This is a genomic window from Bradyrhizobium sp. (assembly GCF_035484855.1).
Lineage (GTDB): Bacteria > Pseudomonadota > Alphaproteobacteria > Rhizobiales > Xanthobacteraceae > Bradyrhizobium.
The window spans coordinates 1-12,983 of the sequence record NZ_DATHOP010000243.1; the positions used below are offsets into that span (position 1 = coordinate 1).

Here is a 12,983-nt window from a genome sequence, read left to right on the forward strand (position 1 = left end):
TGGCACTCGGCATCCTGCTGGTGGTGCTGATCGTGCTGTTCGTCGCAACCGGCAGCCAGTTCGTGTTCTGGCTGATCGCGCTGCTGGCGTTCGGGCTGGGGTTGCTGATCATCATCCCTATCGGCGGCGCGGACATGCCGGTGGTGGTATCGATGTTGAACAGCTATTCGGGCTGGGCCGCGGCCGGTATCGGCTTCACCATCCAGAATCTGGCGCTGATCATCACCGGGTCGCTGGTCGGGGCCTCGGGCGGCATCCTGTCCTACATCATGTGCAAGGGCATGAATCGCAGCATTTTCAACGTGCTCCTGGGTGGGTTCGGCAATGACGGCGGCGTCGCGGCGGCCGGCGGCCCGGCGGGGGATCGTCACGTCAAGAGCGGCAACGCCGAGGACGCGGCGTTCATCATGAAGAACGCGTCGAAGGTGATCATCGTGCCCGGCTACGGCATGGCGGTGGCGCAGGCGCAGCACGCGTTGCGCGAGATGGCGGACATTCTCAAGAAGGAGGGCGTCGAGGTGAAGTACGCGATTCATCCCGTCGCCGGCCGCATGCCCGGCCACATGAACGTGCTGCTGGCGGAAGCCAACGTGCCCTATGACGAGGTGTTCGAGCTTGAGGACATCAACTCCGAATTCGCCCAGGCCGATGTCGCCTTCGTGATCGGCGCCAATGACGTCACCAATCCGGCGGCCGAGGACGATCCGAAATCGCCGATCTACGGCATGCCGGTGCTGCAGGTCTGGAAGGCCGGCACCGTGATGTTCATCAAGCGCTCGCTCGCCTCAGGCTATGCCGGCATCGACAATCCGCTGTTCTACCGCGACAACACCATGATGCTGCTTGGCGACGCCAAGAAGATGACCGAGAACATCGTCAAGGGGATGTGAGAGCGGACCGCGCGGTGCTCGGGCGTCGTCGAATTGTTATGACCGCCAGCCTCGTTCGTACTGCGCCAACGAGCGCGTTGGTGGCCGCGCCATGACCATCCTGAAATGGCTCGTGATCGTCGCGTTGCTCGGCTATGCCGGAGGCATTGCCGCGCTCTTCCTGCTGCAGCGTTCGTTTCTGTTTCCGATCCCGCAAACCGGACGAACGCCGCCAGCCGCCGCCGGCTTTCCCGAGGCCGAAGAGCACATACTGACCACTGCCGACGGCGAAAACGTCATCGTCTGGCATGTTCCGGCCAAGCCCGGCCATCCCGTGGTGCTCTATTTCCATGGCAATGGCGATTTTCTCGCCGGTTTCTTTGGCCGCTTTCACGAACTGATCGCCGACGGAACGGGCGTCGTCGCCCTGTCGTACCGCGGCTATGCCGGTTCCAGCGGACAGCCCAGCGAGCAGGGCCTGTTGCAGGATGCGGCGGCCGCCTATGCCTTCACGACCGCGCGCTACAGCCCGGACAGGATCGTCATCTGGGGCTTTTCGCTCGGGACCGGCGTTGCGGTGACGCTGGCGGCCGAACAGCCCGCGGGCAAGCTGATCCTGGAGGCGCCGTACACGTCGATCGCCGATGTCGCGGCTTCCGCATTTCCGATCTTCCCCGTCCGCCTGGTCCTGAAAGATCCGTTTCATTCCGACCGGCGCATCGCGCGGGTCAAGGTGCCGCTTCTGGTCATGCACGGTGCGCGCGACCCCACGATTCCGATTGCCCTTGGCGAGCGTCTGTTCGCGCTCGCCAACGAGTCCAAGAAGTTCGTTCGCTTCGACGCCGGCGGGCACAATGACCTGGACAATTTTGGCGCGATGGATGCGGCACGACAATTCATCGGCGCGACAGGGGGCTGACCCGCGCGGCGAATTGGCGCATAACGCCGTTCTGGAATTGGGGATCGATGGATGAGCGCACACGGCCCGATGCCGCGATCGGCATGGATTTTCCCCGCATTGGCTGTCCTGCTGTTTGCGGGCGCCACTGCGCTCGGTTTCACCTTCACGCCATCGGCGGCGGGCCTTCTGTTTGCCGCCGCGCTGCTGGTGATCCTGTTCGGCACGGTGTTTGCGGCCGTGCATCATGCCGAGGTGATCGCCGAGCGGATCGGCGAGCCCTTTGGCACGCTGCTGCTGACGCTTGCGGTCACCGTGATCGAGGTCGCGCTGATCGCGACCATCATGCTCGGCGAAAAGCCGGTGCCCACGCTGGCGCGCGACACCGTGTTCGCGGTGGTGATGATCGTCTGCAACGGCCTGGTCGGCCTCTGCATCCTGGCCGGCGGGCTGCGCTATCGTGAGCAGGACGTCCAGGTCTCGGGGTCGGGCCTCTATCTCAGCGTGCTGATCGTGATGGCGACCATCACGCTGATCATGCCGAATTACACCTTGACCACCCCGGGGCCGGTCTATTCGGCTGGCCAGCTCGGTTTTGTCAGCGTCGTGACCATGCTGCTGTATGGCGTGTTTCTCTACACCCAGACCGTCCGGCATCGGAGCTATTTCGTAGGCGAGGCTGCCGGCGCCGCCGACGGGACGCACACCCCGAACCGGATGCTCGGCCTGAGCATAGCGCTGCTGCTCCTTTCGCTGCTGGCAGTCGTGCTGTTGGCCAAGAAATTCTCGCTGGTGGTCGATTTTGCGACGCTGCGGATCGGCGCGCCGCCGGCCTTTGCCGGCGTGCTGGTCGCGCTCCTGATCCTGTTGCCGGAGAGCGTCGCTGCGGTCGCCGCCGCGCGCAAGAACGACCTGCAAAAGAGCATCAACCTTGCGCTGGGCTCCTCGCTTGCAACCATCGGGCTCACGATCCCCGCGGTCGCGGTGGCGGCCTATGCGCTCGACAAGCAGTTGGTGCTTGGGCTGAGGGAGCAGGACATGGTGCTGCTGGTGATGACCTTCCTGCTCAGCATGCTCACCTTCGCCACCGGCCGCACCAACATCCTGTTCGGGCTGGTCCATATGGTGGTATTTGCCGTATTTGTATTCCTGGTGTTCGTGCCCTGAGGGGAGACCTTAAGATGATCAGCGCCAAATCGGATGTCCAGGTCGACACCGCGGAGGTCCGCGTCACCGAGTGGCGGCTGGTGCCGGGCAGCGCCACCGGCCATCACATCCACGAGATGGATTACGTCATTGTTCCCGTGACTTCCGGCGAGATGACCATCGTGGCATCAGGTGGGGAACGTTCCAAGGCGCAGCTTTCCGTCGGCAAATCCTACTTCCGCAAAGCCGGCGTAGAGCATGACGTTCTCAACGAGACCGCCCAGGAGATCGTGTTCCTGGAAGTCGAATTGAAACCATAAGCAACGCCATTTGGCCAATTGCCACCGATCGGTCGCAGTTGATCCCTCAATGTGCCTCAAAGTTTCCGCATCTAACCGCTGCGGAGAGAGGACGGCATGCTGAAATACCTGACGAAAATTGCGATGGACATCCTGCCCTCGGTCGCTGCGACCATCATCGGCGCCTGGGTCGTCAATCACTACATCGTCTCCAGGCCCGCCGTGGAAGCACCCCCAGCCACCGTGGCGTCCCCGGCCAGTCCGAAGAAGGCCGACGCCAAGGTAGCTGCGACGCCTGCGAACGCCGGCAATATTCCCGAGCCGGGGGTCAAGGCGAAGGGCATTTCGGAGCGGGCCATGCTCGAGCAAACCGCCGCCGAAAGGCCGGCGATGGCCGAGAAGCCCGCTGAAAAAGCGATCGAAAAGCCGATCGAAAAGCCCGTGGAAAAATCCGCTGACCTGCCGGCGGAGACCGCGAGCATCCCCGCGGATGCGCGTCGTCATCCGCTAGCCCCGCGCGAAAAGGCTGTCGCCAGGGCTGTTCCGGCGCCAGTTGCGCCTGCGCCGTCGGCAGTCGCCGTCGCCCCCGTCGTTGCCCCGCCAAATACCGCCCCGTCGGCCGAAGCGTCCACAGCCCCCGACGATCGCCGTGACGCCAATGATCTGGCGCGCGCCGCGATCGAGCGTTTGCGCGGCACTCCCGAAGCTCCGCCGCGTCCGCAGGAAGCCGCCCGCGTTTCCGATGCGCCCCGGATCGCGCCGGTCGCCTCGGCGCAGCCGGTCCGGCCGCTTCCGCCACCGATCATGGTCTCGACGCCGGCCGCGGGAACCTATAACGCCCAGCCGGCTGCGCCGGCAGCCGCGCCGACTTACCCCGCAGGCAGCGCAATCGACGATCCGTCCCGCCCGATACCGCCGGCCGACATTCCGGAGGCTTCGCCGCCGCTCGATCTGCGCGCCGAGGTCGTGGTTGTGGACCCGCCGAGACGCGAACACACCAATGTCGCCCAAGACATGCTGCTGGCGGCGAAGTCGGTGTTCCACGCGGTCTTGCCGAAATAGCCGGCTTCTACTCGTAGAGTTGGCCGGGCTTGCCGCCGACGCGGCCAAAGCCGCTTCGTGCCGCCTCGTCCTTGGGACGAAGGTTGATGGCCCGGGCGTAGGAGCCCGCGGCCTTGTTCTTGTCGCCGAGGCGTTCATAGGCGATCCCGCGGGTGGTCCAGATCTGGGCGTTCTGCGGATCGGCCGCCGCGGCCTCGTCGAGGTCGGCGGCGGCCTCCTTGACCTTGTCGATGGCGAGATAAGAGATGGCGCGGCCCAATAGAGGCTCGGACCGCTGCGGCGTCAGGCCGTTCGCGGCGCTGAAATCGTCGATCGCAAGCGGATGCTGCTGTTGGGCCTGATAGAGCAGGCCGCGATTGTACAGCGCGTCAGCGTTGTGGGGATCGAGCTCGATCGCTGCATTGAACTCGGCAAGTGCTTCCTCGGTCTTTCCCGACCGTGCCAGCGCCTGGGCGTGGATGTTGTGGGCCTGCGCATCGGCCACCATGGCTCCGCCCGGAGCCGCCTTCGGCGCCTCGCTATCGGACCCCGGCGTCAACGATCCCAGATTGATCGAGCAGCCGCAGAGCGCGATTGCGATCGCGACGATCGGCAAGGATGCACGCCAACCGAGCCGCGAAGCTCCGGAAAAACGATGGGGAACCGGAATTGCCATCTATGCGGAATGCTCGCGCGGCTAACTCGGCATGCTAGCCCGCCGCGCCATAAAATGCATCGTTCAAAATTAATAACGCGGGCACCAAGGCCCGCGTTATCGAACTCAAACTGCAAGAATCAAGAATATTGGATCAGCGCGATCCGCGCGGACCCGCGCCCGGGCCGCCACGACCGCCGCCGGGGCCACCGCGCTCGGCGCCGGGACCGGCGCCAAACACCGGCTTCGGCTTCATCGGCAGCAGGCCTTCGCGCTGCAGCTTCTTGCGCGCCAGCTTGCGCGCACGGCGCACGGCTTCGGCCTTTTCACGGGCCTTCTTCTCGGAGGGTTTTTCATAGTGGCCGCGGAGCTTCATCTCGCGGAAGATTCCCTCGCGCTGCATCTTCTTCTTCAGCGCCTTGAGGGCTTGATCGACATTGTTATCGCGAACGAGAACCTGCACGCGGCATCCTCTTTTCATTGATCGGTTTGGAATTCTGTAAAGCGAAAGGCTGGCGAAAGGCCTGGCCCTTAACCTTGAGGGCGCGGATGTATCAGACAAAGGCGCAGATGTCCACCGCAACGAGGCCATTCACCGCGATTTGGTTCGGCCGAAGCGGGATATTTGCCGCCGATCAGGCGGATTTCGACGGAATTATGCCGACCTGCGTCACATGCCCCATCTTGCGGCCCGGGCGCGGCGCTCCCTTGCCGTAGAGGTGCACGGTGGCGCCGGGGACGGCCAGCCATTGTTCGTAGCCCAGGATGTCGTCCCCGATCAGGTTGGTCATGGTGACGGGTCCGTGGCGGACCGGCTTGCCCAGCGGCCAGCCGGCGATGGCGCGGATGTGCTGCTCGAACTGCGAGATCGATGCGCCGTCGAGCGTCCAGTGTCCGGAATTGTGCACCCTGGGTGCAATCTCGTTGACCAGCACCTTGGGCCCGGTCACTTCCGGCACCACGAACATTTCGACCGCGAGCACGCCGACATAATTCAGCGCGTTGGCGATTTTCTCCGCGATCGCGATCGCGCGAGCCGCCAGTTCGGCGGAGATGCCGGCCGGCGCGCGCGAGATCTTCAGGATGTGGTCGCGATGCTCGTTTTCGGTGACGTCGAAGCATTCGACATGGCCGTCGGCCGAACGTGCCGCGATCACCGAAATCTCGCGCTCGAACGGGATAAAGGCCTCGAGGATGGCGGATTTTGTGCCGAGATCCGCCCACACCCGGTCCGGATCGTTGCCTTCGCGAATGATGGCCTGACCCTTGCCGTCATAGCCGAAGCGGCGCGTCTTCAGCACGGCCGGCAGCCCGATGCGCCCGATCGCCGCCCGCAATTCGGCCGCCGAGGACACGTCGACATAGTCGGCGGTGCCGATGCCCAGCCGCTTGACGAAGTCCTTCTCGGCAAGGCGATCCTGGGTGGTTTCCAGGATCTTCCGCTCCGGCAGCACCGGGCGGCGCGCGGCGAGGATTAACGCTGCCGCCGAGGGCACGTTCTCGAATTCATAGGTGATGACGTCGACGTCGTTGGCAAACAATTCCAGCGCCTCGACATCGGCATATTCCGCGCAGGTCGCGTTCAGCACGACGTCGAACGCCGGCGAATCCGGGTCCGGCGAAAATACCTGGCAACGCAGGCCGAGCCGCGCCGCGGCCATCGCCAGCATCCGGCCCAATTGTCCGCCGCCGAGAATTCCGATGGTGTCGCCGGGCTTGAGCTTCACCTGATGCGAGGCGCTCACGCAGATCCCTCCGGGCGCTCGGCGATCGCCCCGGTCTGCGCCTTGCGCCAGGCCGCAAGCCTGCCGGACAGCGCCGGGTCGTTCAATGCGAGTACGCTCGCCGCCAGCAGCGCGGCGTTGATGGCGCCGGGCTTGCCGATCGCCAGCGTTCCGACCGGCACGCCGGCGGGCATCTGGACGATCGAATAGAGCGAATCCACGCCCGACAGCGCCCTGGATTCGATCGGCACGCCGAACACCGGAAGTTCCGTCAGCGAGGCGGTCATGCCGGGCAGATGCGCGGCCCCGCCGGCCCCGGCAATGATGATCTTGAATCCGGCCGCCTTGGCGCCTCGGGCAAAGGCGAACATCCGGTCCGGGGTCCGATGCGCCGAGACGATGTGATTCTCGCTCGTGATACCGAGCGTGCTCAAGGTCTCGGCCGCATGGCGCATGGTCTCCCAGTCCGACTGGCTTCCCATGATGATGGCGACTAGAGCGGGCATTCGGTCAATTCTTTCGGGAATCCAAAAACATAGGCCGGATTATAGGATCGGCCCAAGGTTCGGCAAGGCGTGGCAAGGGGTCTGGAATGGACTATCCTGTCTTGGTGAATCACGGCAAGTCTTCTTAAAGAGGCCCATGAAGAAGAAAATCGGAGGGGTCGCCCCCAAGGGTTCGAAAAAGGCTTCGAACAAGGCTTCGAAACGCCGCAAAAGCGTCAAGCCCAAGCGGCCGCGCGCGCGACCGCTCAAACAGGCAGCCTCGGCGCTTCGGCCGCCGGGCGCGCCCGATGACGCCAAGCCGGCGATACGCCGGCTCCGGGCGCAATTGGCGCGGGCGCTCGAGCGCGTCGAGGAACTGCAAGCGTCGGCCGATACCGATTTCCTGCTGAATATTCCGAACCGGCGCGGCTTCGAACGCGAGCTGCAGCGTTCGATCTCCTACATCAAGCGCTACCATGCAAACGGCGCCTTGATCGTGCTCGACGTCGATCGCCTGAAGCCGATCAACGACGCCTTCGGGCATGCGGCGGGCGATCAGGTATTGAAGGCGATCGTTGCAACCTTGTTGCGCGAGGTGCGCGCCTCCGACGTGATCGGCCGGCTCGGCGGCGACGAATTCGCGCTGGTGCTGTGGAATCTTAGCGAGACCGACGCGCATGCGAAGGCGGCCGCGTTGGAACAAGCCATCGACGCGCTCAGTTTCAGGTTTCGCGGCCGCAACGTCACCGCGGGCGTATCGGCCGGCGTTGCCCTTCTCGGGCCGCACGTGGAAGCAGGGCGTGCGTTGGAAGAAGCCGACCGCGCGATGTATGTGCGCAAGGCGCAACGCCGGCATGAAGTGTGACACCTCTCGATGGCTTGACGGTGCTGCCGGCCGGGCAGCTAATGGTTGCCGAATTGAACGGCCGCTGCAGCGAGCAGGATCATGACCATCAAGCCCACCCCATTCACGCTCCATGTACCGGATGCCGATATCGCCGACCTTCGCGAGCGTCTGTCCCGTGCACGTTTTCCGGACCAGGCGCCCGGTGAGCCGTGGGCCTATGGCACCGACGTCGCTTATCTTCGCAAGCTCACCGAATACTGGCGCAACGAGTTCGACTGGCGAGCGGAAGAAGCAGCGCTGAACGCCTTTCCGCAATTCAAGGTCAAACTCGACGGTATCGACCTGCACTATCTGCATGTAGCAGGCGTCGGCCCCGATCCGATGCCGCTATTGTTGTCGCATGGCTGGCCGGGCTCGGTGTTCGAGTTTCTCGAGATCATCCCGCGTCTTACCGATCCGGCCCGCTTCGGCGGCGACGCGCGCGATGCGTTCACGGTGGTGGCGCCGTCGCTGCCGGGCTATGGCCTGTCGTTCCAGCCCGGCCAGAAACGCTTCGGCGTCCCCGAGATGGCCGATTGTTTTGCCGCCCTCATGCATGACGTGCTGGGCTTTGCCCGGTTCGGCGCGCAAGGCGGCGACTGGGGCGCCGCGATCACCAGCCGGCTGGGCTACGCGCATGCTGATCGCATGATCGGCATTCACATCAATCTGATGATGGCCGCGGGCCGCGACCCTTCCGCCTTTCCCAATCCGAGCGAGGAGGAGAAGCGCTACCTCGGCGAGTTGGCGCACTGGTTTCGAGAGGAGGCCGGCTATCAGGCGATCCAGGGCACCCGCCCGCAGACGCTCGCCTTCGCGCTGACGGATTCGCCGGCCGGCCTTGCCGCCTGGATCGTGGAGAAATTCCGCGCCTGGTCCGACTGCGGCGGCAATGTCGAGAGCGCGATCAGCCGCGACCGCATGCTGGCCGATATCTCGCTCTACTGGTTTACCGGGGCGATCGGCTCATCGTTCTGGCCCTATTATGCCCGCCTGCACGGCTCGGCGATCTTTCCCGCAGGTGACACGATCAAGGTTCCGACCGGCTATGCCGAATTCCCGCGCGAAATTCTCAGGCCGCCGCGCAGCGCGGCGGCGCGCGTATTCGCCGATATTCGCCGCTGGAGCGTGATGGAGAAGGGTGGGCATTTCGCCGCGCTGGAACAGCCGGAACTGCTGGCCGGCGAGGTGCGCGCCTTCTTCCGGGAATTGCGATGACGCCTGGAGCTTCGGTTCTGATTGGATCAGAACCGAAGCTCCAGACTCTTGTTTTGACGCGTTTTCTTCACGCGAACCGGTGTCCACCCCGCATCAAGTGCGGGGCAGGCTTTCGCTCGAAAACGCTCTACAACGCGCCGAGGTCATCCGGCACGGCGCCGAACTTCCTGAGCAGTTTGGCATCGCCGAATTCGCCGATCATGGGATCGCCGGTACGGCTGAAGGCGACTGCGCCGATGCTGCCGGGGGCTCTCGACAGAACTTCGGCGCGGCGGAGCGCGGCCGCCGAACTCTGGCATTCCTCGGCCGCGCCCGCGACCGGCGAGCCGGTCTCATCCTGCAGGAACGGCAGTGCGACGTAATAGGTGACATCGGCCATCGTACTCACTCCGGTTCGACCGATCAGAGCTTCTTCGAGCGGGTTCTGATTCAGTCAGAGCCCTAGACCGGGATGACTTTTCTTCGAATCGTCATCCCGCTCTATCTTTTTGTTTGAGCATGATCTCCGCGAAAACGCGTTCCGCGTTTGTCGCGATGGAAAACCGGCTCCCACTTTTCCGGATCATGCTCTAGGCAGCATCGCTGGCCGACAATTCGGCGGGCGCGCAGCCGCACGCAACCGCCGCCTGCAATTCCATCAATTCATTTTCCAGATATTCGTTGGCCATGATCAGCGCCTTGATCGTGCTGCGCAGGTTGCCGTCGCACATCGCGATCGCCTGGTCACAGGCCTGCTCGTACCGGCTGCTGTCGGAGGGTGAAGAAGCGTCAGACATGGCGAGAACCCCTGGCTGGTTGAAGGCGGTGATGGATGTTCCTATTTTGTTCTCACGGAGTCAAGTGGCGAAGGAGGCCAAAACCGCTTCGGTCCAGCCCAGAAGGAAGCGGATCGCAGGCCCGTCCGCCGCGGCGACTGCGAACGGTTCTAACCTGCGAGGCCGGAACCAAAACAATATCCGGCGCTTATAGCCAATTCGCTGGGAGTGGGACGATGGGTCTCGTCGAGTCCAGAAGGCCCGTGGTGTTGATCGTCGAGGACGAGTTTCTGCTCCGCATGGATGCGGTTGATATCATCGCCGCCGCGGGCTTCGATGCCATTGAGGCTTCGAATGCCGATGAAGCCATCGAAATTCTGGAAGCTCGCCGGGGCATCTCGGTGGTTTTCACCGATATCCAGATGCCAGGCTCGATGGACGGGTTGAAACTTGCGCGCGCGATTCGCGGCCGCTGGCCGCCGATCAAGATCGTCGCGACTTCCAGCGTCGATGTCGAGGAAGCCGACTTGCCCGCCGGCGGCCGGTTCCTGCCGAAGCCCTACAGCCCGGTCCAGGTGACCGGCGTGCTGCGGGAGTTGACCGGCCCGGCGTGAAAAACTCAGGCCCACTATTGGGCTTCAGCTTGCGCCCAGGGGAACAAGGTCAGGCGATGATATCGGGCGTGATCTGGTCTTCGATGAAGGCGATGCGGTCGCGAAGCTGCAGCTTGCGCTTTTTCAGCCGTTGCAGTCGCAACAAATCGGGCGCCGGAGATTGATGCAGCGCATCGATCGCCGCGTCCAGATCGCGGTGTTCCTGCTGCAGCCGTGCGAGCTCGTTTTCGAGTTCGCGCTCATCTTCGTTGGTCATGGTGTACGTTAGCTGAAAAACGCGGATGAGTTGCGATGGTTGTCCGGAAACCGCCGTAGAATATCGTCCCTGCCGGGCCCCCGTGCAAGCCAAGGCGGGTTCCCTGCTCACGATTCGTTACAGATGGGCGCGGAAAAATGACCGTGCACTTTTCGATACCCATCGACAGATTCGCCGGCTCGTGTACAATTGCTCGTCCGGATCGAATCTGAGGTCTTAATCCAACCGAGGAGGTTTCGTATGGCAATTCAGGCGCATCTCGTTGAACTGGAACGCAAACACAAAACGCTCGAGAACGAACTGCACGAAGCTCTCGTTCACCTTTCAACGGACGACCTGCAAATTGTCGAACTGAAGCGCCGGAAATTGATGGTCAAGGACGCGATCGAGCGGTTGAGACATACCGCCGAGGAAACTATCCACTAGAAAATCCTGCGCTGGACAGGTCACGGAAGCGGCGCGTTCATCCAGGGATGAGCGCCGAGGCGGCTACTTGGCGGCCGTGATTGACGCCTCTGCCAGTTCGCCGACATGGTCCGCGATCGCGAGCGAAGACGTCAGCCCCGGCGATTCGATCCCGAACAGATTGATCAGCCCGTCGACGCCATGGTCGGCCGGTCCCTGGATCAGGAAATCCTGCGCGGCCACCGCCGGCGGCACGATCTTCGGACGTATTCCCGAATAGCTCGGCATCAGGGCGCCGTCCGGCAGCGTCGGCCAATAGCGCCGGATCGCCGGATAGAATCGTTCCGCACGCGCGGGATCGACGGCGTAATCGATGTGATCGACCCATTCCACGTCGGGACCGAATCGGGCCTGTCCCGCCATGTCGAGGGTGAGGTGGACGCCGAGCCCGCCCGGCTCGGGCACCGGATAGATCAGGTGCGAAAACGGCGCCCGCGCGCTGCAGCTGAAATAGTTTCCCTTCGCCAGATAGGCCGGCGGTATCAGTTCGATCGGCATGCCGTCGATGCCGCGCGCGAGCAGCGGCGCGTTGAGCCCGGCGGCGTTGACCAGAAGCCGGCACTTGAGCGACATCGGCGCCTCGCCACCGGCGTCGAGTTCGATTCCGTCCCCGACAACTCTGGCGCGCAGCAGCGGCGTATGGAAGGCGCAGGCCGCGCCGGAATCCTCGGCGTCGCCGCGCAGCGCCAGCATGTAGGCATGACTGTCGATGATGCCGGTGGAGGGCGACAACAGCGCGGCGTCGCAATTCAGCGCCGGCTCCAGCGCGCGCGCCTCGGCGCCCGTTAGGGTTTTCAGGTCGCCGACGCCATTGGCTTGCGCGTGCGCCCTGATCGCTTGCAGTTTCTCGGTTTCCGCTGCCGTCGTCGCGACGATCAGCTTGCCGCAATTGCGATGCGGGATGCCGTGATCCCGGCAATATCGATAAAGCGCGTGCTTGCCGCTGACGCACGTCCGCGCCATCAGGCTATCAGCTTTATAGTAAATGCCGGCGTGGATCACCTCGCTGTTGCGCGACGAGGTGACGGTACCAATCCCCTCGGCCGCCTCCAGCACGATCACCTCGCGGCCGGCCTGCGCCAGCCGCCGCGCGACGGCAAGACCGATCACGCCTGCTCCGATAACGACGCATTCAACCTTTTCCATTAGCGGTGCTGTTCCGGGCTCGTGTTCTTGTCCGGCGCCGCCTCGACGTGGCACGCACCCGGTAGCGCTGGCGCAGCATGGCTCAGCTTGGGAGGGTCTTCTCGAACGACCCGTTGGATTCGTACGCTTTCGAACCGACGCCCCGTTAGTGAAGCATTAATCATGTCAGGGCAATTGCCGTAATTTGATTAGCATTTTCAGATCGCAGGGGTACGCGTTTACCTGATCCAAACCCGTGAAGCCAGACACTGCGGCGCAGAAATCCGCGGGTGAATGATGGCTGGCAAGAATTGGCAGGCAGGCGGCAGGGTATCGATTCCGGCGTGGGCCGGGGCGTGTCTGATCGCTACCATGCTGCCGCTCGGGCGCGCATGGGCGTTCTCCGATGACCTGGCGCCGGCGAGCCCGATCGGCCCGATCGATCCCGATGTGGTCGGAGAATTGCTGATCGGCTGTATCGTCGTCTGCGCGCTATTGGCATCGATCGCGGTATGGATCTTGTCGGCGCTGCACAAGGTCAAGGGTT

18 protein-coding genes are annotated in these 12,983 nt (G+C 63.7%); 10 read left to right on the forward strand and 8 right to left on the reverse strand.

The window, feature by feature from the left end:
• From VK804_RS27790 to VK804_RS27810, 5 genes are all read left to right on the forward strand, one after another.
• Positions 1-890: NAD(P)(+) transhydrogenase (Re/Si-specific) subunit beta (locus VK804_RS27790; RefSeq protein WP_325376194.1), on the forward strand; the 890-nt coding region annotated here is incomplete at its 5' end.
• A gap of 91 nt (positions 891-981) precedes the next feature.
• A complete protein-coding gene (locus VK804_RS27795; RefSeq protein ID WP_325376195.1) occupies positions 982-1,788 on the forward strand; it encodes an alpha/beta hydrolase in 807 nt (268 codons plus the stop codon).
• A gap of 51 nt (positions 1,789-1,839) precedes the next feature.
• Positions 1,840-2,934 carry an ionic transporter y4hA gene (locus tag VK804_RS27800; RefSeq protein ID WP_325376196.1) on the forward strand — a complete coding sequence of 365 codons (1,095 nt, stop codon included), beginning with the start codon at positions 1,840-1,842 and terminating at the stop codon, positions 2,932-2,934.
• Positions 2,935-2,948: 14 nt separating this feature from the next.
• Positions 2,949-3,233 carry a cupin domain-containing protein gene (locus VK804_RS27805; protein WP_325376198.1) on the forward strand — a complete coding sequence of 95 codons (285 nt, stop codon included), beginning with the start codon at positions 2,949-2,951 and terminating at the stop codon, positions 3,231-3,233.
• Between the two features lie 96 nt (positions 3,234-3,329).
• A complete protein-coding gene (locus VK804_RS27810) occupies positions 3,330-4,274 on the forward strand; it encodes a hypothetical protein (RefSeq protein ID WP_325376199.1) in 945 nt (314 codons plus the stop codon).
• 7 nt (positions 4,275-4,281) lie between these two features.
• Here VK804_RS27810 and VK804_RS27815 read toward each other — a convergent pair whose 3' ends face one another.
• The 4 genes from VK804_RS27815 to purE form a co-directional block, all read right to left on the reverse strand.
• The gene (locus VK804_RS27815; RefSeq protein ID WP_325376200.1) at positions 4,282-4,869 is read right to left on the reverse strand and encodes a tetratricopeptide repeat protein; all 588 of its coding nucleotides are present in this window, start codon (positions 4,867-4,869) and stop codon (positions 4,282-4,284) included.
• A 193-nt stretch (positions 4,870-5,062) separates the two neighbouring features.
• Positions 5,063-5,371 carry a 30S ribosomal protein S21 gene (rpsU, locus tag VK804_RS27820; RefSeq protein WP_079538579.1) on the reverse strand — a complete coding sequence of 103 codons (309 nt, stop codon included), beginning with the start codon at positions 5,369-5,371 and terminating at the stop codon, positions 5,063-5,065.
• A gap of 172 nt (positions 5,372-5,543) precedes the next feature.
• Positions 5,544-6,653 (reverse strand): 5-(carboxyamino)imidazole ribonucleotide synthase, encoded by a 1,110-nt coding sequence (locus VK804_RS27825; protein ID WP_325376204.1) that lies wholly within the window; start codon positions 6,651-6,653, stop codon positions 5,544-5,546.
• Complete coding sequence (purE, locus tag VK804_RS27830; RefSeq protein ID WP_325376206.1) at positions 6,650-7,138, reverse strand: 5-(carboxyamino)imidazole ribonucleotide mutase; 489 nt, start codon at positions 7,136-7,138, stop codon at positions 6,650-6,652. Before purE ends, VK804_RS27825 begins: the two co-directional genes overlap by 4 nt.
• 136 nt (positions 7,139-7,274) lie before the next feature.
• On the opposite strand from purE, the gene VK804_RS27835 reads away from it, so the two are divergent.
• Both VK804_RS27835 and VK804_RS27840 read left to right on the forward strand, forming a co-directional pair.
• On the forward strand, positions 7,275-7,982 hold the full coding sequence (locus tag VK804_RS27835; RefSeq protein ID WP_325376208.1) for a GGDEF domain-containing protein: 708 nt from the start codon (positions 7,275-7,277) through the stop codon (positions 7,980-7,982).
• Between the two features lie 81 nt (positions 7,983-8,063).
• Complete coding sequence (locus VK804_RS27840; RefSeq protein WP_325376210.1) at positions 8,064-9,221, forward strand: epoxide hydrolase; 1,158 nt, start codon at positions 8,064-8,066, stop codon at positions 9,219-9,221.
• A 127-nt stretch (positions 9,222-9,348) separates the two neighbouring features.
• Here VK804_RS27840 and VK804_RS27845 read toward each other — a convergent pair whose 3' ends face one another.
• Positions 9,349-9,600: a hypothetical protein gene (locus VK804_RS27845; RefSeq protein WP_325376212.1), complete on the reverse strand. Its 252-nt coding sequence runs from the start codon at positions 9,598-9,600 to the stop codon at positions 9,349-9,351.
• A gap of 190 nt (positions 9,601-9,790) precedes the next feature.
• On the reverse strand, positions 9,791-9,997 hold the full coding sequence (locus VK804_RS27850; protein WP_325376214.1) for a hypothetical protein: 207 nt from the start codon (positions 9,995-9,997) through the stop codon (positions 9,791-9,793).
• A 215-nt stretch (positions 9,998-10,212) separates the two neighbouring features.
• Here VK804_RS27850 and VK804_RS27855 point away from each other — a divergent pair, with 215 nt between their 5' ends.
• The gene (locus tag VK804_RS27855) at positions 10,213-10,590 is read left to right on the forward strand and encodes a response regulator (RefSeq protein WP_325376216.1); all 378 of its coding nucleotides are present in this window, start codon (positions 10,213-10,215) and stop codon (positions 10,588-10,590) included.
• A 49-nt stretch (positions 10,591-10,639) separates the two neighbouring features.
• Here the strand turns inward: VK804_RS27855 and VK804_RS27860 are convergent, their stop codons facing one another.
• Entirely contained in the window at positions 10,640-10,846 is a 207-nt protein-coding gene (locus VK804_RS27860; protein WP_079538570.1) for a YdcH family protein, read from the reverse strand.
• Between the two features lie 240 nt (positions 10,847-11,086).
• On the opposite strand from VK804_RS27860, the gene VK804_RS27865 reads away from it, so the two are divergent.
• Positions 11,087-11,272, forward strand: coding sequence for a YdcH family protein (locus VK804_RS27865; protein WP_325376219.1), 186 nt, complete (start codon positions 11,087-11,089; stop codon positions 11,270-11,272).
• A 63-nt stretch (positions 11,273-11,335) separates the two neighbouring features.
• Here VK804_RS27865 and VK804_RS27870 read toward each other — a convergent pair whose 3' ends face one another.
• A complete protein-coding gene (locus VK804_RS27870; RefSeq protein ID WP_325376221.1) occupies positions 11,336-12,457 on the reverse strand; it encodes an NAD(P)/FAD-dependent oxidoreductase in 1,122 nt (373 codons plus the stop codon).
• A 276-nt stretch (positions 12,458-12,733) separates the two neighbouring features.
• Between VK804_RS27870 and VK804_RS27875 the strand changes: the two genes are divergently transcribed.
• Positions 12,734-12,983 (forward strand): hypothetical protein (locus tag VK804_RS27875; protein WP_325376223.1); only part of this gene is annotated, 250 nt, incomplete at its 3' end.